Here is a 21,825-nt window from a genome sequence, read left to right on the forward strand (position 1 = left end):
GCGAGAAACCCCTGCTGGCGACGGCAGGCCGGGGAGTCAGGTGTCTTCGAGTTTGTCGTAGCTATCGTCGGGGTTCTGGTGGGGTTCGGCGCTCGCCTTCACGACGTGCTTGAGGGCACCGCGAACGCTCGCCCCCATATCGTACCAGTCGATGGCGTCTTCGAGCTTCCGTGTGGAGAGCGTCGGCCACGTTTCGTTGTCACGGGTGGCGTTTGCGAACTCGACCATCCGACGGAGGCTGTCTCGGTCGATGCGCTGGCGACTTGTGTTGTACTTTTGATCGAGAAAGTCGATCTCGTCCTGGGGGTCCATATATTCGAAGAAGATAGTTTGGAAGCGGTCACGAGTCGCGGCGTTCATCGGTTCGCTCCCTCGGTATTCGCGCGTTGGTGGGTTCATCGTGACGACAATCCGAGCGGCCGGGTGCGGGATGATCTCCTCGCCGGATTCCTTGACAGTGAGGACGTTCTGATTGAGAACCTTCTGGAGTGCCATCATGACACCCGCCGGCGCGGCGTTCACCTCGTTGATGACGATCGTGTAGCCGTGCTTCATCGCTTTCGTGAGAATGCCGTCGCGGAAGACGACGATGCGGTCCTCGTTGACCGTAGAGATACCGAGGAGGTCCTGGGCGAGCATCGAGGCGTCGGCGTCGACGCTGACGAGGACGCGATTTGTCTTGTAGTGGAGGTATTTGAGGAGGTAGTTCTTCCCGGCGCCGTGAGGGCCGACCAGTCGGAGGCCGCGGTTGCCGCGGGCGAGCTTCATCGCAGTCGCTTCAAGCGTGTCGAGCTGGACATCCTCCATCGTCGTCGTCTTCGGTACGATTACCTCATCGGCCCGCGTAGGCATATCGCGCTTCCGGACGATGTGTGGGTGGTCGTTGTCCTCGAGAATGGGGAGTCCGTAGAAGGTTGCCTCTTCGACCGGCATCGAGGAGTCGACAACTGCGAGCGGGTCGCCGACGTCCTGATCGACGTCAGTGATGGAGTAGACGGTCGCCGAACCGGAGGTGTCATCGCCGAGGCGTTCACGGTACCGAGTGAGGGCGTCTTCGGCGATCTTTGTCTCGACCTGGACGTGCTGACCGGCCTGTTGAACGATGAGCTGGGCTTTGCTCCCTGTGAGGGTTGGGATATCTGTGAGGTTCTCAGGGTCTGCACGGTGGAGTTCGCCGAACGTGGTGTACCCCGCGTCGATGAGGTTCTGCTCGACGCTGTCGCCGACGCCGTCCAGGATGGTGAAATCAATACTGTCGGCAGAGGCAGTGAGAGCGTCGACGTGTGCGGCGAGTTCAGTCGGGCAGTCGCCTTCTGGGGTAACGCTCGTGATGCGCTGACCGCCGTCGCTGTCGCGGTCGAGCGTGTAGATTCCGTTGCTAGCCCCGTCCTCGACGAGCCGGGTGACGGTGTCGCCATCGAGGTCGAGATAATCGCTGGCGCGGAGGTGAAGTGTCTCGATTGGGAGATCTCCGCCGGTTTCTTTGATGAGGCCGGCAGCGAGGTGGCTGAGGAACCGTTGCTGGTCGTCGGTACTCATGGACTGTGGGGCTACTTGTGACATAACTGGTCAATCGCGTTCACGGAGCGAAGTGCGGGAAAAATGTTCGACTGTGAGACCGTAACAGGATGGTGGTCGCAGTTGGCGCGCTGGTTAGTCGAAGTGGGAGATAGGATCTCGTGGGGGATAATCCCTGTAGTAGGCGACGCGGTCAGTCTTGAGAGGTGATGGAGGGTGACGGGAACGCATCTCTCAGACTACTGGTTCAGGGATTCTTGGATGGTGTTCTGGACGCGCTGGGCGTCAGTATCTGAGAGGTCGCGCTCAGAGGCGACTTCGACGCCGGGAATAGCGAATGCCTCACCGAGAGCATCACTGAGCGTCTGCTGGTCAGGCGCGATGCTCGGTTCGTCGTCATCGGCCTGCAGGTCGTGCTCGCGGGCGGCAAGCTGGATGGATTTGCCGGGTGAAAAGAGAATGTCGCGGGCAACCTCATTGTAAGCCTGGAAGGTGTCGGAGGCTCGGGCGCCCTCGAATTCACCGAGGGCAACGAGGAGCGACAACTGGAGATTCCAGAGTGTGGGACAGGAGTCAGGCATCGCGATGCGCGTAGCTCGAGTACTCGCACTCTCAGCGTACGTGCTGGGGATTCCGAGGTAGACGTAGAAGTCGTCGACATCGAAGGGGAGTTCCTCGAAGTCGATCGCAACCGAGCGGGCACGAACGAGGACATCGTCGACGGTGGTCGTTCGCTCGTCGAGATCGTCGTAGATGTTTCCCCACCACTCCATAATGGGGACGCGGTCGTGAGCGCGTTCGTGCGCAGCGTTCGTGACATCGCCGACGTGTCTCCGCGAGTACCGCTGACCGACACCGTACATAACCGTGCCCGACCCCGGGAAGAAGAGGAGGGGCTTCGCCCACATCGTCTGGGAGCCACGGAAGTCGTATCCGGTCTGGATGCCGCCGTAGACCGTCACGGTCGCCGTCTCGTCGTCCTCGTCGCTACCATCGCTCATCGCGGGGTCGACATCGGCAAGCGCATCGTGTTCGCGAATAGCGGCCTTCGTCGAGCCATCCGACTGGCTCATATCGAGTTCGCGGCGGAAGCCCGGGACGATGACGGTGAGTTTCGCGACGCCACCCCAGTCCCGCATATCCGCCCATCCGAACGCCTCGTCAGCGCCGTGTTTCTGGAGCGCCCCCATCAGTGGGAGGTAGGCCTCCTCGGGGTTGACGATCGAGTACGTGGAGGTCGCGATCTGCCAGCGGAACTTGACGGGGTAGCCGAGTGCTGCGAGGGCGAGGCGACGGCGGTCGATAATGTCCTGGTGATCGGTGACGTCAAGGAGACGGTCACTTGGCGCGTTCGCGACGAGCTCTTCGACGGACTGGCCGGTCGCAGCTTCGAGAAGATCGGCGTTGAGGCCGTCGACGTCACGAATCTCCTCAGGGTCGATCGTCTCGTCCGCTGGATCAACGAATTCGTTGACCGCGTGGAGTTCTCCGCTGCTGGCCTGCGGGAGCGCCTTGATGACGACCTTCAGGGAGCGGGACTCGTTTGCGTCCGTGTTGAGAAAGCGGCGACCAGTGGGCTCGATACCGTCCGGATAGTCGGCTGTTGTCGCGTCCGCGGGGGTGAGCCCGAGGAAGGGTAGTGTCTGCTCCTTCGCGATGAGTGATCGGACGTCGATGCTCTCGTCGACTGCGAAGTCACGGTCGCTCCGTGGCGCATCGCGGTGCTCTGAACTGGGCTGAGTTTCAGCTGACATCGTGAATGACCTCTAGGATTGAGTTCGACGTGGAGGGATTGTCGTCCGCCTAGTGTGCGCTGAGGGTCGTTTTCACCGCCCTCTACCACTCGATGGGAGGAAGAAATCCGCCTACGCCGTGCGGTGCTGTGCGGAGGACGGTGGGGGTTCGGTCGGTCGTGGAGCGCCTACGTCCGTTCGGGGTGGTGCTCGACGACCTCGTCGCGATCCAGAGACCGCCGGAGCACGGTACCATCTTCGAGAACGGCCGCATTCGGATTGCTGACGTCCATAATGCGGTTCTCGAGTGACTTCCGGTTTGCGAGGTTCGTCTTCCGGACGCTCCCCTTCGAAGCGTCCCAGCCTCGGAAGTGCGGGTGGTCGGCTGCCAGCTCGCGAACCGCGGCTTCGCTCTCACCTTCGATGAAGCACGCAAGCCGCGTCGCGCCTGCGCCGACGTCGGGGAATCGGACTCTGTAGTACATATTTGAATACGCCTCATCTACCGTAGGTGGAAAGAAACCGGGGTGAGAGGGCCGATCTCGGTCAGTAGGCGGTTCGATTTTTTGTAGGTAGGACGGCAAGCCGAGTCACCCGATGCTTCGATGTTCGCCGCAACTCGTGCAGCGTTGGTCAACCGAACCTGCTGGCGTCGTTGAGGAGGAGAGTTCGCCCCCGCAGTAGGGGCACTCGGCGTCTTCGTCGGGCGTGAGGGGAAGGCCGTCACGACTGACGTTGTCGGCCATAGCCTGCCGGTAGAGTGCGAACGCCTCGGCAAGGTTTCCTGCTGCCCACTCGTCCGTTGGGACGGCAAGACCTTCGCCGAGAGCGCCGTGCCAGAAGTAGATACGCTCATCAAAACCATAGAGATCGATAGTGAAGACGCGCCACTCAGCGGTTTCCGCGAGCAGAGTGATGTAGTCCTCGTGGAGTGCGTCGACGTGGCTGTCCGGGTCAAGCTGGGGGTGGTTTTCGGCGAACGCCGTAACCTCGTCTTCGTTAAGCGGGAGCGGGTGCTCGGTCAGCGCTGTGAAGGTCAGTGGTCTGGTGTCGGTCATACTGAGTTACCTCGTGGGTCACCTGCGATGGCCTGAGAGAAATTCGACGGAATGATGGGGAGTTCTCGTCGTCGGATTCGCACTCGGAACCACGTACGGGAAACCGCCGAGTTACGACCGGACGTCACGGATTCGAGCGGCGAGTTCTCGACGGCGAGTCACGAGTTCGTCTCTAAGCTGGTTTCGCTCGATGGTTTTCACTCTGAGTTCGCGGTGTAGATCCCGCAGCGACCGGCCGGCTGTCGGGGATGGGGAGGGAGCAGACCGATCGGACGCCTCCTCGCGGTCGGAGTCGGCTTCGTATTCGGGGATGTCGGCACCACGAGCGCGGAGTTCCTCGACAGCCTCCCAGAAGTCTTTCCCGGAAGGATACTCGCCGGCAGTTGTGACGATGCCCTCCTCGAGGGCGACAATCTGGAGGGCGTCGAGAACGATGAGTCCGTCCCGATAGATCCAGCCGTCTTCCATCTCGGCGAGGCGGGTCCCGGAGTCCGAGTTCGTCCAACAGGGGTTCCGTGATTTCGTGCCGTCACTACGAGTTTCCGTAATTGGCGAGTCGAGGCGGATTTCGGACGGTCGCGTCGTCTCGACCGCCCGGTAGACGTCTTCGATGTTGGTCGTGGATGCAGGCGGTGACCGTTGAGATGGAGGCGACGAGGGGGCCTCAGGCAACGCGTCCGTGGGCGGCTCTGAGACCTCAAATGAGGTATCCGCCTGTGGCTGTGGGGTCGTGAACACGTCGACAACGTCGTCGATGAACGCCTGCACCGGCTGCGTTTCGGTAGGCGTCCCGACGAGATGTTGGCCGGACATCGCGACGAAACGGGCGGAGTCGTAGACTTCGATAGAGGCGTCCGGAAAGGTGTCCTGGGTGGGAAGATCGTCGGCAACAGTCGTGACGTTATCGGGGAGCTGACCGCGGCAGAGGATGTGAACGCCGGTTCCAGACGGGGAGACGTCGGCGTACGAATCTGCAGTCTGCAAATGCTCGTGGACGACGGGGTGGATAGCACCAGTTCCCGGATCACGAGCATCGTCGTAGTCGACGACGACGAGGTCTTCGTCGGGGTACTTGTCACGGTTGCGGATGACGTACGCAAGCGCGAAACCGGCGGAGAGCTTCTCGACCCAGTCTTGGGCGGTCTCGAAGTCCGTCCAGACCGTGGGGTTCTGAGCATCGACATACCGCTTGGGCCAGTCCGGATAGGCATAGGGCGCTCGTGGGACCTTTCGGTCGTTGTCGGTTGGCTTCCAAGTCAACCACTGGTCGTGGTCACGGCAGTCAGCCGGATAGGTGGCCGTCTCAAGCGCAGGGGTCGGGGGACTCGTGAATGGCATAGTGGAGAGTAAGGGTCGGCTCTGTCGGTTCGCAGGACCGTATTCGCCGTTCTCGGAGGCAAGGGGCGACGAGAGTGTCTGCGCGTCTGCTGCCAGTAGCGCAGGACAAACCAGCAGATGACCAGATCATGGTCTACGGGCGCAACACTACTGTCTAGATCGTATTCTCTAATCAGACGGGTACCTAGGTTTGAGCCTGTTCTCAACGACTCGCTCGACATTTTGACGCTTAGTCTTGTCCTCTTCAATATTGACCCAACTCCACTCGGTCCACTCCCACATTCGCCCCTGTTCTGTCTCACGTTCCAACTTTGAATCGTCTTCAACGAGTTCCCGGATAGTTTTGCTCTCTTGCTTCAATCGGCAGTGGTGATCATATAATCGCTGATACACGTTCTTGGTTTCCCCTACGTACAATGGTTCTCCGGATATGCCATCATAGATAACATAGACTCCGGGATGCACAGTGCCCTCTACTGGCTCATCCTGCAGCTTATCAGCATATTCAAGAACGTCATCCGGGTGGAAGTCTTCGAGACCCATAGTCAAATTCCGTGGTTCTAACCAAATAAATACCATATATAGATCCATAGGCCAATGGATGCCAGTGTAGTAGAACCTGCTACTGGTGGGCACGACATATTGGTGATCGCCATCGGAGTCGGAACGCAGTGGCTCCGGGGGCAACACAGGGCGTCAACAGCCGTGTGGAGTAAATTTAAGGTATCGACAGGGGAGAGAGGCTGCCTAGGCTTGCCGGTCTTTGGTGGAGGTGCGAACGGCGCATTCGAGGGGCAGGTTAGATTTCGACCATCGGGTGACAGGTATCCTGAATGTCGTGGTAGCGGTTGCGAATCGTGACCACGCTCACGTTCGCGGCCTCCGCGAGTTCAGATTGCGTACACGAGTCACTGGAGGGCGAATCCGAGTGGTGCGTGGCGACGTAGAGAGCAGCGGCGGCGATCCCGACGGGATGCTTCCCGGAGTGGATGCCCGCCTCCATAACATCCTCGAGGAGTTCCGTCGTAAACCGCTTGGTCTCCTGGCTGAGATCGAGTTCCGAACAGAGGCGGGAGAGATAGTCCCGTGGATCGGGTGGAGGGACTTCGAGCTCGAGTTCACGGACGAGATACCGGTAGGTGCGCTTGATGCGGATTTTGTCGTTGAGTCGACTGACCTGCGTGAGGGCTTCGAGATCGTGTGGGAGACCGGCCTGCCGGATAGCGGCGTAGACGGCGGCAGTCGCGACGCCTTCGTAACTCCGACCCGGGAGGAGGTCCTGATCACTGGCTCGGCGGCAGATGACGGCGGCGATGTCGTGGTCGTCGTCCGGGAGATCGAGGGCGGCGGCCATACGCTGGATCTCTGAGAGCATGGCCTTGAGGCCGCGTTCCTTTGAGTTGCCGGTCCGGGACCGTTGCTGCCACGTGCGAAGGCGGGTTAGCTGCGCTTTCCGTTGTGAGGAGATGGTGTTTCCATAGGCGTCCTTGTTGCGCCAGTCGATCTCGGTACTGAGGCCAAAGTCGTGCTGGGTTGGTGTGAGCGGGCTGCCCGTGCGGGACTTCTGTTCACGTTCGTCCGCGGAGAAGGCCGTCCAGTCCGGCCCGTGGTCGATCGCATTCTCAGCGACGACGAGTCCACAATCAGCACACCGGGTTTCTCCATGAACGAGGTCGACGTGGAGATCGCCATCGCACTCGGGGCACTGATTCGTGCTTGCGTCACCCTGTACATTTTCATCGAACGTTCGCTCGTAGATGTCTCTACTCGCCATAGATTTTTCACCGCGTTTCGAGGATCGCGCCGTCGCGACAGACCTCTCACCCATCAGGGGGCCAAAAAATCACTCACGGTGCCTTCGACATAATTCTCCCCCTCTATCGAGAGCTGTGGAGACGCATCCGATGGTAGGTTGGGTGCCATAGGCACTAAGCCTGCAATAGGTTTTAGCGGCGTCTCTACCATCTGTCTGGTATGCCGTTCACCGCGAGTTGGGGGACGCTTCTCGACGAACTCGATGACCTCTCCGATGGCGCGACGCTCATCACGCCCTTGTCGCACAAGCGGTTTCGCATTACCGATGTTCAGGACCAGCGCGTCATCGTCGAGTTCGACAACGCCGACGAGAAGCGACCACTCCAGCGCGACCAGTTCGAAACGCTCTACCGACGGATTCAGGACGCCCACGATGGCTTCGAACTCGACCGACTGCCGCCCGACGCAGATCCGTATCCAGCAGTCTTGAGTCTCCATCCCCGCTTCGAGATTGACGAAGACGCCGGCGTCCTCGTCGAAAGCGACGGCCCAACGTCGACGCAAGTGGTCGACTCGGACCTGGATTCGGAACCCGTCGATCGAACCGAACCCGAAAGATTGGACGTGTACTCAGACGCGCTATTGCTCGTGGACGCGCTCGAACGATACGATGTCACCGATCTCCCCAACCTGGGGACGGAGACGTTGATCGACCTCTACACGCTTTGCTCGGACGTCCAGCGCAACGCCAACGAATTCCGGCAGGAGGTGGCCGACATAATCCTGGCCCGCCTCCATCACGACCGGCCGGTCACGGGACAGTACGGATCGGTCCAGCGCACCACGCGACGCAATCGCTCGCTCAAGGATGACGAGACGGTGCTGGCTGTCCTAGAAGAGGCCGGGATCGACCGCGAGCGGGTGATGGGCGTCGACCTCGAGAAAGTCGACGAGGCACTTGACGTCACAGAACTCACCGAATCCGACGTCTACGATATCGACGAACGCGAATACGTCCGAAAGGCCGAGATCGACGAGGAGGTGAAGGAATCACGGCTCCAGGGGCTCAAGGACCGCCTCGCTGCCGCAGACGACGAGGACGCAGACGAACTGCGGCGGGAGATCGAGGAACTCGAAGCCCGTATCGACGACCTCACGAGTTTTCGGACGGGCGCGGAGATAGAGCGGTAGCGCACCCCGCGTTCGCACCGGTCGCCAACGCTTACGGTCGATGCCGACGTACTGCTACCAATGAGTCACGAATGGGAAGACTGCGACCAGTCGATCAAGACGTTATACGGCTTCGGCTCCACGAGTGGGGACCGGATCCACCAGCGGTCGCGACGCCTTCGTGGCTGCTCCCACAATTAACAGTCGGCACACCGGTTTCGCCATGAACGTGGTCGACGTGGAGAACACCGTCGCACTCGGGGCACGTAGCGGTACTGGAAGCGACATCGTCGTCGATGGTCTCGGACGGCCCGGTTGTACACTTCGAGTCGGGTATCTTGCGAGTCTGAACACGGTTGCTATCGAGAGTGATGAATCGTTCTCGGTCGTGACATCCTCCTCGCCGTTTATGACGAGGCTTCCCGTACCGCAGGTGGGATATTTGCTGGTCTACGATACGGCCAGTTCTCTTGGTTTGAACGTCCCGCTCTCGCGGTCGAACAGGTGTACCGAGGGCTGTGCCACACAGCCGTTACTCCTATCCTCACCGTGAGGACTCGGAGTTATCTTCTGCCGCATATTCTCCGCCCCGTTGCAATCCGCGTTGGCTACCAACTCGCACGACAAGCAGACGTACAAGCCACGGTACGTGCGGTTCGACTTCGTGTCATCGCCACACGCCGAACACGTCTTCGAGGTGTCCCACTCGTTCTCCTTCAACACCTCAACACCGCGTATCTCGCCCTTGTAGTAGAGGTACTGGTAGATACGGTCGAACGCCCACGTGTGGAGTTTCTTGTTGCCAGTCTTGCCCCAGTCAGACTCTCGCACGTCTTCGGGCCAACTCACCGCGAGCGTTCCCACGTTCCGTTCGACACATTCCGTGATGATGGTGTCCGTAAGCGTGTGGTAGAAGTGTGTCTCGCGGTCAGCGAGTTTCCGACGTGCCCACATCGACTTCTCTGACGGACCGTTCTCACCCTCAGTATCGTACTCTGCTCGGGTGAAGTAGTGCTTGTCCTCTTTGAGCGCGTTCCCAGGGTACAGGACGTATTGGTCAGGGAAGGCGACGGTTGCGATGTTCGTGAGGCCGAGGTCAATGCCTGCCACGTCGTCGCCTACTGAGTCGTTGGCTTCGAGTTCGACTTTACAGACGAAGTGCAGTTCCCACTCGTCACCGTTCCAGACGGCGCGAACGTTCTGTACCGAGTTGACTTCTGAGAGGTCAACGTCCGGACGGGTCTGGTACTCACAGAGGATGAAGTCCGACCAATACTCCTTGAGGTTTGAGCCTTTCGAGAGTCGAACGCGGTTGTTCTCGGAATCGTGTTTGAAGCCGTCTTCCTTGAACGTGACCGTACTCTTGGGGCGTTCGTCGCCGTGTTTGCGGTAGCCGGGCGGATTCGCCTCGGGATCTTTCTGTCGCAGGTCGAACCATGACTGGAAAGCGTCGGAAAGTTCTTCGATGACTTTCTGACTGGATTGTGCGTTCAGATCTTTCCAGCACGACTGTTTCTTCATATAGGATTTCAGCACACCCTCGTCTGGGATCTTGCCAGTTGCGTCCCAGACGCGGTCTACCGTCCATCGTGCGACGTTCCAAATCTTCGAGGCGGAGTCTCCGAGCGAGTCAAGGCCATCGCAGACCTGTCGGTTGTTCTGGATGGAACCAACATAGGTCCGAGTGACCTCAATCGCCATACATAGCTTATGTAGGTAGCTTTACTTAATGAGTCGGATTAGCGTTGAATAGCCAGTTAGATCGTCGTCGGTGAGTTGTGGGGGAGTTGTCGGATTCACGCCCGTCGTAAACCACGGAGTTCTCTCCTTGAAGAAAATAGTGGGGGACGGAGAGGGATCGGTGATGACTCCCGCCACCTCACGTCGGGGGCGAAAAACAGGAACCGAGAGGTAAGACGGTGGACGCGGCTCTAAGATAGGGAGGACACCCCTGATACCGAGTGAAAATCACCATGCGCTCAGCGGGAAGTTGAGGACGAGGAGTCCGAGCGAAGGAAGGACTTGAGACTGGCGAGACGTCCACCTGAGTCGTCGGCTGTGGAGAGCTCGAGGTTGCCATCGTCGTCAGCGTGGGTGTCGGCGACATACTCAACGATCGCGACGAGCGTTTGGTCATCGAGGATGTCGACGAGCGTGTCAGTGTTGAGGGCACGGACTTGGACTTCGGCGTCGTTCTCGAGGGCGTCTTCGAGTTGGGAGTTACGGACGTGGATACGCCGAAGTTTCTTTGTTCTCTCATCGAGTTCGGCTTCGAGTTCGTCTATCCGCTCCTCTCGAGCTTCGAGTTCGGCTTCAAGACGGTCGATTTCTGCCTTGTAGAGTGATTCTGCGCCCTCGCCGCGTCGGGGAGAATCGCGGCCACGCGTCCGACCGCTGCTGTGGGATGACCCCAGGTCGGACGGTGATGAACTGCCCGTCGCCTGGGCGTCGGCGTCGCGGTCAGGAGTGTAGTCGGGGGCAGAGTCGGGAGCAGGCGACCAGTCGCTTGCCGATGGGGCGGCCTCCGACTTGTCCTCCTCGTACTCGGGGATGTGCGCGCCGCGAGCACGAAGCTCGTCGACGGCCTCCCAGAAGTCCTCCCCAGAGGGATAATCTCGTTCGTCAGTAATGATGCCTTCCTCAAGGGCGACGACTTGGAGAGCGTCGAGGCCGATGAGACCATCGCGGTACACCCAGCCTTCATCAAGCTGGGCGAGGCGCGTGCCAGACGAAGAGTTCGCCCAGGATGGATCCAGTGACTGCGTACCGTCAGCGCGCTCCTCAGTGACAGTCGAGCGGAGGCTGATGTCTCTCGGTCGGACGTGCTGGATGGCGTCAAAGACGTCCTGAATGTCGCTCGTGGTCTCGACGTCTTCGATGTCCTCGCGAGTGGTATCCGGTTCAAAGGCGACTTCGTCGGGGGTCGCTGCGGAGACGGTCGCATAGTCCTCGACGAGCCCATCAAGGAAGGTCCGGCAGTCGCGCGTCTCGGTGGGTGTACCGGCGATGTGTCTACCGGTCATCGTGATGAAACGCGCGGACTCGTAGACCTCGATCGACGCCCCGGGAAAGGCCTCGTGTTCGGAGAGGTCGTCAGAGATGGTCTTGACGCGCTCGGGGAGCTGACCGCGGCAGAGGATGTGAACACCTGTTCCAGACGGAGAGACATCGGCGTAGGAATCGGCGTCAGCAAGGTGATCATGGACGAGGGGATGGATTTCACCCGTGTCGGGGTCGCGGGTGTCGTCGTAGTCGATGACGACGAGGTCGGTCTCGAAGTCGTTGCGGTCGGGAATAACGTACGCAAGTTGGTGATGGGGGAGTTTATCCGCCCACTCTGCTGCGGTCTCGAAGTCCGTCCAGATGGTTGGGTCCTGCGCGGAGACGTACCGATCTGGCTGGTTTGAGTTGTGGTAGGGTGCGCGGGGAATCTTGCGGCCGTCATCGGCTTCCTTCCAGGTCAGCCATCGTGAGACCTTCATACGGTCCTCGGGATAGACGCCTGACTCGGTCGGTGGGGCGGGGAGATCGCTCGCCATGAGCAGTCAACTCGCCAGAATATATGCAGTTCTCTGACTTTAGTCCATGGGAGGGTGTAGCGAAGGGGAGATGATGCAGTGGTCAGGCCGCGTGCGTATCGTCGAGGAGGAGATCCGCAAGGAGGCGCGCGCCGACCTTGTCGAGCGTCTGGTTGCTCGAGGCGTCGTGAGGGTGGTGGATACAGGCCGGGCACCCCTCGTCACATCCGCAGTCGGCAACGCGAGTCCGTGCGAATTCGAGGGCATCCTCGAGATGCTGGAAGACGCTACGAGCGAGGCCGACGCCACCAGGATGGTCGTCGTAGAGAACAATCGTAGGGTGGCCGGTTGTGTCGAGACGCGAGATTGCGAGCCCGCGCATATCGCTGCGGTCGCAGAGGACGGTCGCTGGAAGGACGCCCAGCAGTGCGTTCGTGAGGGCGTAGAGGCTCCCCTCGAAGGACGGCGGTGTCGCGTCAGGGTCGTCGGCGTTGGGACGCTCCTCGGTGAAGGCATCCCGAATGGCGGGCGGGATGGTGATGACGAGACCATCCGAGGAGAGTTCGGTTTCCGGAAGGTTGGTCTCGATCGGAACAGGTCCATTCAAGCTCCCGGACTGGTGGGTGTAGTAGCTGACGACGGTTTCGCTGACGGTCAACTCGGTGAGCTGGACGGCGGGGAGTGCTGTGTCGGCGCTCGCGGCACCGCCATCGGTCGCGACCTTGGGGTCGGCTGTGCCGGGGAGGCCGCGTGTCTCGTCGGCGTCTTGGAGCGTGAGCGTGCGGTCTGTGACCGCACTGGTCGTGTAGGTCGCGTTTGTAGGCTCGACCCACGCGATTGGCGAGGCAGAATCGGATGCTCCCGGCGGGGTTTCCGGATCGAGATCGACGTCGATGACGCGGTACCGCTGGCCTTGATGGAAGTAGATCGCGCCGGGGTGGGCATTGCGAAGGCCGGAGGCGAGTGGAAGTTCACCGAGGACGTCGAGATCGTTACTCGCGGGAATGTCCGGGAAGGACTGGTTGTCCGGTATCACAACGATACGGAGCGAGCGCGAGTTGATCGACCGGAGGGAAACGTGCTGGCTCGGCGGCGGTCCCCCGTTGGGGACGTACGTCCACGTGACATCCGTCGAGGTGAGCGAGCGGTCGAGGATGCCGGCGTCGGTAAGTGCTGAGACGTACTTCGGGAGATCATCGCCAAACCAAGTGTTGTCGTCGGTGGTAAGGGGGGCTTCGGCGGCGGCTGCCGGGAGGTGTTCGGTAACGACACGTGGGTTTTGGGGGTTGCATTCAACGGATTCGACGCTGCCGTCAAGGAGATCGTCCGGGTGGTCGAGTGCGTACTGGTCGAGAGGATCGGCGCCGCCGACGAGGCCGACGATGCTCGGGTCGGTCCCCCGGCCGGCGCGGCCGGCTTGCTGGAAGAGCTCCATCCGTGTTCCCGGGTAGCCGTCGACGAGGACGGCGTCGAGGTTCCCGATGTTGACGCCGACCTCAAGGGCGTTCGTACTCCAGACGACGCGGATGTCGCCGGAGTGCAACCCGGCTTCAAGTTCTTCTCGCCGCTCGTCCGAGAGGGCGGCCTGATAGGCGGCCACGTCGTCGGCGAGGCCAGGGTAGCCGTCACGCTGGAGGCGGCGAGCGGTGACCTGAGCGTACTGTTCGGCCGCTTGTCGACTCCGCGTGAAGACGATCGTCTGGAGACCGCGTTCGACGAGCGCAGCTGCGAGGCGTGCGGTCGTCCGGTGTGTCGATCGCGCTTGTCCCTGCTGGCCGCGTGGCGGCTGCCAGAAGAGCCAGTGGGTCGAGCCGCCGGCGCTCGTGTCCTGGTCGACAACGTGGACGTCGGCTGGGTCGACGCCGGTCAGCTGGACAGTGTGTTGGCGAGGATTGTCGATGGTGGCTGAGCAGGCGACGATCGTCGGGTCAGCGTCGAAGGTCTTCGCGAGCCGGCGGAGTCGTCGAAGGACGACGCCGACGTGACTACCAAAGACGCCGCGGTACTGGTGTTGTTCGTCGATGACGATTAGGTCCAGGTTGGAGAGAAACCAGCCCCAGAGTTTGTGGGCAAATGGGAGGATGGAGTAGTTGATCATATCAGGCGTCGTCGCGAGAACGTGCGGTTGCCGCTCGCGGACGCGGCGTTTCTGGTGTCGAGAGAGCCCGCCCGTGTAGCGGCCTGCGTCAAGACTGGGGTCGACGTTCTGGAGGAAGTCGTAGAGATCGTCGGCTTGGTTGTTGATGAGAGCGCGTGTCGGCGCGATATAGAGAGTGCGGGCGTCGTCGACGAGGGCGCGCTCGGCGGCGAGAATCGAATACGGGAGTGATTTCCCCGACCCGGTCGGGGTCGCGAGGGTGACGTGTTTGCGGAGTCGAGCGTGCCGAATCGCTTCCGCCTGATGGTCATAGACTTGATCGATGCCCTTCTCGTGGATCGCGTCCGAGAGCTCCGGGCGCAGGGGGACGTCCGTAGTCTGCGCGGACTGCCCTGTCATCACTCGGTGATTCACGAGCCTTCCGCCGACGGTGGCCTCGTTCTCGGCGAGCCAGTCGACAGTATCGCGAATCGAGGGGCGCTTGCCGGCCGATCCATCGAAGGCGCGTGTCCCTGTTTTGAACTCTACGTGCTGGGAGACTGCCGCGTCGGTGCTCGGCTTGGAGCGACTCTTCGAGCCGGCACGCGATACGTTCGACTCTGACCGTGGTGACTTCTTTGTCATAACGTCCTTCACCTCCAGTGGAGGGAGAGAAATGCCGTGCGGGGATGCCGGAGATCAGTGATGGTTCTTCGGATGACGATGCCTCGACGAGCGGAGCGAGATGTTCTCGAGGCCGACTACGGAGTAGCCTCAACGAGTGCACTTGTCCCGTCGTCCGCCGGCGTCGAGCGACGTGCGCGCACGGCCGTCGGGGGAAGGAGTTCGAACGCGATATGGCGGAACTGCACGAGTCCGCACGACTCGTTCGGGCAGACGATAACGTTGGCGTCGGCGTCAATCGCGCTGCCGGGGACGGCGGGAGCGTCCTCAGGGAGGATGCTGTCCTCACCAGGGTCGCGATCGTCGTCGTAGAGGGCGAGATCGGTGTAGTAGTAGACCCCCTTGTGCTCGCAACGGGGGCAACTGTACGCGAGGATCTGACCAGCGGGGGCAGCAGCAGAGGGTTTCACGGGCAATCAATCGAAAGTGCGTTGCCCGGACGTTTAACCTCAAGGGTGCAGTCGGGGCAGGGCGGTACGAGTGTGGGGGTCAGGGATCGACTTCCCAGTACTGGATGGCGAGGCGGCCGTTGCCGAGATCGTCGACGTCGTAGGCGACGTCGTCGGGGATGTTGAGGTCGACGATGGCTTCACCCTCGACGAGTTGGGAATCATCGAGGCCAGTCTGTTCGGCGCTCGTTTCGAGTTCAGGATCGAGTGGTGGAGTCGAATCGGACGTCATGGATTCTGGAGACATCATTGACTTCCTCCACGGCGGTCATGCCGTGGAATCCTCCGCGTGAGTGAATCAGGCCGTGCCTGGGTCACCGGAGGGAAATTTCCCCTGACGGGTGTGGTTTGCGGGTTCCTCTTTGGTCGAGTGATCACGCTGTCGCCAGCAGTGATCGTCCCACTCGAAGCACGCAACTGCGTCTCCCAGCCTGTTCTGACCGGGAGCCGCGGGCCGAGCCATCGACCCACCTTGATTCAAATCACGATACTCTACTGCGGTTTCAGTGACGAGGAAATTCATACTTCCCGCTACATCTGCGTGCGCTTCCACGCCGCACGTTCGACACTGCAAGAGATCACCGCTTCGATGAACGTTCTCAGCTCCACAGTGAGGACACCGCGAGGATGTGTTTGCCTCGGACTTTTCGCGCACCATAATCCCGTACTCAGCCTCTACGACCTCGTGTAACCGGCGACGGAATCGCCCATGTGCCCAAAACAAGTGATTTTTCTCGTTCACCCGCGCCGACCAGTGCGTTTTGAGGACATCTGAGAGATCGCCGACAATCAACTCGGTAACATTATGTTCTGCCAACCACTCCGCGAGGTGCTGGATGAGCGCATCCATCGCGTGATCGCGTTTCACGCTACGCTTCCGGTACACTTCCCGAATACGCTTGCTTGAGTACCGGCCATCGGGGAGCATAGCTTGTAGACGACTGATTTCTCGGGTGTATGCGTGGAAGTCTTCGAAGCATGGGCGCCCGTGGAACAAGCAGTGGTCACCTCGACTCGTCGTACAGGCAGCGAGGTTGTTCGCACCGATGTCCACCGCTGCCACCACGTCCTCGCCGTCCGTAGTGGCCAGTAAGTGGGAGTGAGTAGAGGTCCGTCTCGATGGTGTATGCGTGTCATTGCCAACGGACTGATGTGCGGTGAACGATTCGGTTTCACGGTCGTAGACGAGTTCAAGACGGCCCTGCTTGCCCTCCCAGTGCGGGCGGCCACGAACTTCGAGTGTGAGTTTTTCGTGGTATCCGATGCCGTACTTCTCCTTTAGCTCCTTTCCCAGTGGAATTCGCAGTCGCGAACGCTTGCCTAGCGAAAGCGTATATGTATCGTTGCGGAGGAGCGTATGGAGCGTTCGGACGCCGTCCTCCTTCCAGTATCCCGGTAGGCCGGGACGGTCTGTCACGCTGTCATCCTCCGGGTTACGGTATTTTTTCAAGAGTTCGAAGAAGCCGTCCCACGTCTGCCAATTCTTCTGGACAAGTTGCTGGGGGATGCTTGAGGAGAGTTGCTGAATGTACTTCTGACGGTATTCTTCTTGGGTAGCGGTCTTCTTGACGGCCTGTTTAAGCTGCGAGACAGTTGCGTTGCCCTCTGATTCTTTCCTATTGAGGAAGGCTTGACGGCGAGCATACTGGACTTGGTTCCAGCACGCGGTGGACGCGTCCAACAGCTCAATGAGTGCAAGCTTGTCCCTACGGGAGTGAGGACAGACATCGAATGTATTGACGCGTCTCATCCTTCTAAACCATCACACGGTGGTGTGTTAAAGACTGCTGTGCAGGTGGCACAGGACTCATAAACCGGCTGAAGAGGGTAGATGGTTTGGGTGAGCCTATCGATCTCAGTCACTTTGAATCCGGGGGGCGAGCATCTGGGTGACAGTGGCGGCGCCGTCGGCGTACTCGTAGTTGAACTTCGCGGGGAAGTCCTCGCCGAGGAGGATTTCGACTTCGGCGTCCTTCGGGATCGCCTTGTTGAGATCCTTGAGGTAGTCCAGCGAGAAGAGCGAGTCGGCAGCGCCGACCTCCAGATCGATGAGGTCGTCGCGACTGAGTTCGAGGTCGACATCGTCGGTATCGCCTTCGGCGTGGACGCGGAAGGCCTCGTCGTCGGGATCAACGATGAGTTCGACGTGGTCGGAGACCATATCGGCGGCCCGAACAGCACGGTCGATGTCGCGACCTTCGAGGACGACGCGTGCTGGGAGGTCGAGGTCGGGGATGTCGGGCTCTTGGCGGATCGTGTCGGGGTCGAGGAGTGCGAGCGTGTACTCGAGACCGCCGAACTCAATGAGGAGCTTGCGGGTCTCCGGGTCGAGCGACATCTGGATGAGGTCGTCGTTATCAGCCATACCGACGACGTCGGCGAGCTTGGTGAGGTCGACGCCGAGGACGCCACCATCGGCTTGGTAAGACTCGAAGGCGGTTTCGGTGATGTTCGTCTCGTCCATCGCGACGTTCGCGGGATCGACAGCGGCGAGGCGAAGGCCAAGATCGTTCAGGTGGACACGGGATTCGTCGACGAGGACGCTAAGCGTGGTGATCGTCTGGTCGAGGCGGTCAGCCGCGATGATCGCCGAGAACGCCTGGGGTGGGCGGGAGTCGGACGGCGACTCCTCATCGCTGCCGTCACTATCGGTCTCTGCGTCATCTGCTTTCTCGACTTCCGTCCCGTCAGCGTCGGGGGCTTCGGCCTCCGTGTCAGAGGCGTCAACCTCAGTATCGGCCTCGACGTCGATGTCGGGCTCTTCATTTGGGTCGGTGTCGGTACCGTTGGGTGATTCGGGTGTGGATTCTGCCATAGGTGTGATGGATTGTGATCGTTGGGATCGTCGTGATTGTCGGTAGACGCGAGTAGACTGTTCTCGAGGGTGGTGTGGGACGTCTCACTCGAGCTTACATCTCTCGTGGAGTGCGAAAAACGGCCGTACTGGACGGACCTGTGAGTCCTTGGTGGAGGCATCGTAGTCTCGACGGTCAGTCCAAGTGGAGGGTCGTCCAGAGATCGAACGCGGCGTCCTTGTAGAGGACAGTCTCGCAGTCCGCGCACTGATACTCGACGGCGCCGAGCCGGTCACCTCCGCCGAGCCGCGTGACTTTGCCGCCACGATGCCGCGCAATTTCCGTCCCGATGAAGGAGGACACGATCAGTCTCGATCCACAGTGCGGGCACGGCTGCCCCGGCTTCCAGTCCGGACGGCGACTCGTATGCACGTGATGAGCAATGCCATTCGAGCTCGGCGAAGTGACGGCGTACGGTTTGTACTCCGCGAGGGGATCGTACTCCTCATCGGCGAGCACGGAATCATCCGAGTGCTGGTTCGGAGACTGTCCGTCACGATTGTCGGTCATAGGAAATCCCTCACTCTCGGCAGGGGAGAACAAACTACTGCCTGTCCGATACGCGAGCGGACGGCTCTAGAGGTTTAGAGGTACTCGACGGAGGTTGAGTAGTCCACGATCGATTCTTTTTCGTCGACAGATGCGAGGGACTGCGCTTCGTCGATGAGCCAGTTGTTCGGGGCGTCGACAGCCGCTTCTACATCGTGACCGAGCTCGGGGTGGGGTCGGGAGCGTATGCGAAAAAATCTTGCCGGGGAGAAACCCCACCGAAGCGTGAATATGGAAGTGCGTGAGACGAGTCGAACGACGGAGGGAGAGACAGCGTCAGCGGGGAGTGCGCCGCCCTACTCGTCGTCCTCTCCTTCGTTGATCTCGCCGGCCTCGAGGTCGTCGAGAGCGTTGCTGACCATCGCCTCGTAGGCATCGAGATCAGGGTCGTAGAGGTCGACCGCCATCGCATCGTAGTTGCGCTCGTCGTCGTTCTCGGTGGGGTCGTCGGGGTCGAACGCCTCGAGCCGTGCCTTCGTCTGCTCGGCGGTTTCCGCGACCCACGCGTCCCGAGCCTCACCGTCGACGATGCTGATCGACTCGGGGCGGATGGAGACGTTGATGTCACCGTCGTCGGTCTCGTAGGTGCGCGCCTTGCCGACCACTGCGACGTACGCCGGGGCTTCCGCGTTCCGCAGGACGCTGGCGGCCTCGGGCTGGTACTGCCCAGCATAGGCGAAGAACGTCCCGGTCGGGCCCACGATGCGGGCCTGCCAGTACTCGGAGTCGTTGCCGACGTCCGTCGTCTCGGTCAGCGTTCCGACCACGAAGACACGATTGGCCTTCTCACCCGACGGCAGCAGCGAGTACACGGGCGCACGGTCTTCGTCGGATTCGGTGAAGGTGCTTGTTGCGTTGTTGAACTCCTCGGCGAAGACGCGCTTGGCGACCTCGCGGTCACCATTCGCTGCGCTGCCGGGCGAGACAGCGTCTTCGGAGAAAGTGTTGCCCGCCTCACAGTCGTTGACCACGAGGTAGTTGCCGATGACCGGCCCTGAGACCGTGTAGGAATGTCCGAGGATCTCCTCCTCGACGGCGTCGGCGACGACGCTCGTGTCGAGAGCATCCATCGCCATCTGCTTGGCCTCCTCGATGGTGATGCCAGTAAGATCCTCGGTGGCTTCCTGGTTGAAGAGGACGTCGTAGGCCGTCTGACCGTCGTCGAGGACCGCCTTCACGCGGAGATCGAACTCGCCGTCGACCTCGCCGTGTTCGGAGCAGCGCCCGTTCTGGAGAACGCGCGTGCAGTCCTCGGCGGGACATCGCTTGACGAGGCCGCTTCCGGGCTGGACAGCCACGACTGCGCCAGCGGCCTCGACATCGGTCAAGCCGACTTCGAGGTCGTCAGCGTCCTCGTCGTCGACGGGAACGATGTCGGACGCGGAGTTGACCTGGACGCTGAGTCGGTCCTGATATTCGTCGGAGACGACGTTCTCGAACCGGTACACGCCATCTTCCTCGATGGTCGGTGCGTCGGCGGACTCCCACACGGTCACCTTGATGGTGCCGGTCTCGTCACCGATGAGGCCGACTTGAGCGATGGAGTCGACATCGTTGTCCCAGAGCTGGACGACCTTCGCCGTGACCGAGAGCCACTCGTTCGGGCCCTCAACGGTCGCAATCTCGCGATCGTCGGCCGGACCGTTGGAACCGCTCTGACCGTCTAGATCGTCGTACTCGAGTCCGTACGCGTCGAGGAAGTAGTTCCGCGTTGTGCGGACGGCCTCGTCCTTCGGGACGCGGTACTCGTCGACGAGCATCGAGAATCGCTCGGCGATCTCCGCTTCGTCCACGTCGACTTCGTCCGGGAATTGGTCAGCGAGCTCTGCCGCTTCGTCGGGGATGGAATTAGCTACTGCCATCGTTGGTCACTCCGATTCGCATTCTGGAATCGGCTGGTGGGACGTCTCGAGTCAGGCCGACGCCCTGCGCGCCTTCCTGCTCACGCCCCTGCACCCAATTCGGGGGAAATAAACCGCCGTTGCGACGAGAACGCGGGTGGTGGGTGTCGCCACGCACGCCGGGCTTCGGCTCGGCGTCTGCATAGTCGTGATTTCCCCTTCACCCCCCGCGGGGGGATAAACTGCGTGCGGAGCGTTCGGTGGTCGGTCAGAGACGATGCTCGGCCAGCCTCCGGCGAGCGGTGCGGACCGTCGAGGCGAGACGGGCGACGATTCTTGTCCTCCAACTGCGTCTGTTGGTAGGGGCGGCGGTGCCGTCACCTGTCTGCCGCGCATCGGCGTCGAGGATATCTGGGTCATCGGGGTCAGGGTCGGCGAGGTCGGATGTGGACGACCACTCGTGGTCGTCAAGGCTGGGAATCGCGGCCGCGACCTCAGCATCGGTTGCACCCGTTGGAACGCCCACTGCCGAGTCGGGGGCAGAGTCGGGATCGGCTAGGTCAGGGTCGGCCGGGTCGGCGGGGTCGTACTTCCGGCGGACGACAGCAGAGGCGTCCTCGAGAGGAACACTCCAGCTGGCGAGGAACTCGAGATCCTCGACGACCGCATCACGTGTCGGCGGCGTCTCAGTCGTCCGAGCGAGGTGGGTGACGAGGTACTCCGCCACTCCCTCGCGGGACGTGGTGAGGTACTGCCGGGTGGCTGTCTGTGCGCGATCGACAGATAGGCCGTAGTCCGCGACGAGTCGCTGCATATGCTCGTCGACGATGTCTTTGGACGCGACGCCAGCCGGAAGGTCGTTCATCAGCTCGTTGACCGCCCGTTCGATGCGAAGCGTCCGTTCGGTCATCGGTCTTCACCTGCCTTCCCAGGCCACCAGTCGTCGTCCTCGATCATCGGTGGCTCGTAGAGCCCCGGTTCGCGGGGTCGCCGACGGAAGTCGGACAGCTGTGCTTGCCACGGACGCGATCGCTCACAGGGAGATGCTGCGCTGGACATCTGTAAAGTCACCTCACCCCCTGTGGGGAGGGACAAACTCACGTCGGTCGCCACAGGTGGTTGCGTCGCCGAGCGCCCCCACGGGCCACGCGGTGCGGTCGAGGTTGTGGCTGCGCGCGCAGCGACGCTCGCGTCGCGAGCACGGAGCGGTGGGCGGGGCGGTGGGTAGTGGGTGCCGGGAGCCACACACCAACCAGCCGGCTACGACGCCTGCCTGAGGG

The 21,825-nt window shown here is 61.2% G+C and carries 19 protein-coding genes and 1 pseudogene; 1 reads left to right on the top strand and 19 read right to left on the bottom strand.

Features of this window, described 5'->3' with window-relative positions:
• Positions 1-36: 36 nt before the first annotated feature.
• From ACERIT_RS06940 to ACERIT_RS06970, 7 genes are all read right to left on the bottom strand, one after another.
• Positions 37-1,539: an AAA family ATPase gene (locus tag ACERIT_RS06940; RefSeq protein ID WP_373674119.1), complete on the bottom strand. Its 1,503-nt coding sequence runs from the start codon at positions 1,537-1,539 to the stop codon at positions 37-39.
• Positions 1,540-1,757: 218 nt separating this feature from the next.
• Positions 1,758-3,272 (bottom strand): hypothetical protein, encoded by a 1,515-nt coding sequence (locus ACERIT_RS06945; RefSeq protein ID WP_373674120.1) that lies wholly within the window; start codon positions 3,270-3,272, stop codon positions 1,758-1,760.
• Between the two features lie 167 nt (positions 3,273-3,439).
• Positions 3,440-3,736: a hypothetical protein gene (locus ACERIT_RS06950; RefSeq protein WP_373674121.1), complete on the bottom strand. Its 297-nt coding sequence runs from the start codon at positions 3,734-3,736 to the stop codon at positions 3,440-3,442.
• A gap of 105 nt (positions 3,737-3,841) precedes the next feature.
• Positions 3,842-4,309 carry a hypothetical protein gene (locus ACERIT_RS06955; protein ID WP_373674122.1) on the bottom strand — a complete coding sequence of 156 codons (468 nt, stop codon included), beginning with the start codon at positions 4,307-4,309 and terminating at the stop codon, positions 3,842-3,844.
• Between the two features lie 111 nt (positions 4,310-4,420).
• The gene (locus ACERIT_RS06960) at positions 4,421-5,647 is read right to left on the bottom strand and encodes a hypothetical protein (RefSeq protein WP_373674123.1); all 1,227 of its coding nucleotides are present in this window, start codon (positions 5,645-5,647) and stop codon (positions 4,421-4,423) included.
• 168 nt (positions 5,648-5,815) lie between these two features.
• Entirely contained in the window at positions 5,816-6,190 is a 375-nt protein-coding gene (locus ACERIT_RS06965) for a GIY-YIG nuclease family protein (RefSeq protein ID WP_373674124.1), read from the bottom strand.
• 256 nt (positions 6,191-6,446) lie between these two features.
• Entirely contained in the window at positions 6,447-7,421 is a 975-nt protein-coding gene (locus ACERIT_RS06970) for a transcription initiation factor IIB family protein (RefSeq protein ID WP_373674125.1), read from the bottom strand.
• A gap of 200 nt (positions 7,422-7,621) precedes the next feature.
• Here ACERIT_RS06970 and ACERIT_RS06975 point away from each other — a divergent pair, with 200 nt between their 5' ends.
• On the top strand, positions 7,622-8,593 hold the full coding sequence (locus ACERIT_RS06975; protein ID WP_373674126.1) for a hypothetical protein: 972 nt from the start codon (positions 7,622-7,624) through the stop codon (positions 8,591-8,593).
• A 429-nt stretch (positions 8,594-9,022) separates the two neighbouring features.
• On the opposite strand, the gene ACERIT_RS06980 is transcribed toward ACERIT_RS06975, so the two are convergent.
• From ACERIT_RS06980 to ACERIT_RS07035, 12 genes and pseudogenes are all read right to left on the bottom strand, one after another.
• Positions 9,023-10,273 carry an RNA-guided endonuclease InsQ/TnpB family protein gene (locus tag ACERIT_RS06980; RefSeq protein ID WP_373674127.1) on the bottom strand — a complete coding sequence of 417 codons (1,251 nt, stop codon included), beginning with the start codon at positions 10,271-10,273 and terminating at the stop codon, positions 9,023-9,025.
• A 278-nt stretch (positions 10,274-10,551) separates the two neighbouring features.
• Positions 10,552-12,111 carry a hypothetical protein gene (locus ACERIT_RS06985; RefSeq protein WP_373674128.1) on the bottom strand — a complete coding sequence of 520 codons (1,560 nt, stop codon included), beginning with the start codon at positions 12,109-12,111 and terminating at the stop codon, positions 10,552-10,554.
• A gap of 82 nt (positions 12,112-12,193) precedes the next feature.
• Positions 12,194-14,812 carry a DEAD/DEAH box helicase gene (locus ACERIT_RS06990; protein WP_373674129.1) on the bottom strand — a complete coding sequence of 873 codons (2,619 nt, stop codon included), beginning with the start codon at positions 14,810-14,812 and terminating at the stop codon, positions 12,194-12,196.
• 116 nt (positions 14,813-14,928) lie between these two features.
• Entirely contained in the window at positions 14,929-15,261 is a 333-nt protein-coding gene (locus ACERIT_RS06995) for a hypothetical protein (RefSeq protein WP_373674130.1), read from the bottom strand.
• Positions 15,262-15,340: 79 nt separating this feature from the next.
• On the bottom strand, positions 15,341-15,547 hold the full coding sequence (locus ACERIT_RS07000) for a hypothetical protein (protein WP_373674131.1): 207 nt from the start codon (positions 15,545-15,547) through the stop codon (positions 15,341-15,343).
• 51 nt (positions 15,548-15,598) lie between these two features.
• Positions 15,599-17,050: an RNA-guided endonuclease InsQ/TnpB family protein gene (locus ACERIT_RS07005; RefSeq protein WP_373674132.1), complete on the bottom strand. Its 1,452-nt coding sequence runs from the start codon at positions 17,048-17,050 to the stop codon at positions 15,599-15,601.
• A 105-nt stretch (positions 17,051-17,155) separates the two neighbouring features.
• The gene (locus ACERIT_RS07010) at positions 17,156-17,887 is read right to left on the bottom strand and encodes a DNA polymerase sliding clamp (RefSeq protein ID WP_373674243.1); all 732 of its coding nucleotides are present in this window, start codon (positions 17,885-17,887) and stop codon (positions 17,156-17,158) included.
• Positions 17,888-18,290: 403 nt separating this feature from the next.
• Positions 18,291-18,665 carry a hypothetical protein gene (locus tag ACERIT_RS07015; RefSeq protein ID WP_373674133.1) on the bottom strand — a complete coding sequence of 125 codons (375 nt, stop codon included), beginning with the start codon at positions 18,663-18,665 and terminating at the stop codon, positions 18,291-18,293.
• Positions 18,666-19,000: 335 nt separating this feature from the next.
• Positions 19,001-19,675, bottom strand: coding sequence for an RPA family protein (locus ACERIT_RS07020; RefSeq protein ID WP_373674244.1), 675 nt, complete (start codon positions 19,673-19,675; stop codon positions 19,001-19,003).
• Positions 19,658-20,566: pseudogene (locus ACERIT_RS07025) on the bottom strand (replication factor A); the annotation flags it as partial. The gene ACERIT_RS07020 and the pseudogene ACERIT_RS07025, both read right to left, overlap by 18 nt.
• A gap of 247 nt (positions 20,567-20,813) precedes the next feature.
• The gene (locus ACERIT_RS07030) at positions 20,814-21,455 is read right to left on the bottom strand and encodes a hypothetical protein (RefSeq protein ID WP_373674134.1); all 642 of its coding nucleotides are present in this window, start codon (positions 21,453-21,455) and stop codon (positions 20,814-20,816) included.
• Positions 21,452-21,604 carry a hypothetical protein gene (locus ACERIT_RS07035; protein WP_373674135.1) on the bottom strand — a complete coding sequence of 51 codons (153 nt, stop codon included), beginning with the start codon at positions 21,602-21,604 and terminating at the stop codon, positions 21,452-21,454. Before ACERIT_RS07035 ends, ACERIT_RS07030 begins: the two co-directional genes overlap by 4 nt.
• Between the last annotated feature and the right edge of the window lie 221 nt (positions 21,605-21,825).

It is taken from the genome of Halopenitus sp. H-Gu1 (assembly GCF_041821145.1).
GTDB lineage: Archaea > Halobacteriota > Halobacteria > Halobacteriales > Haloferacaceae > Halopenitus.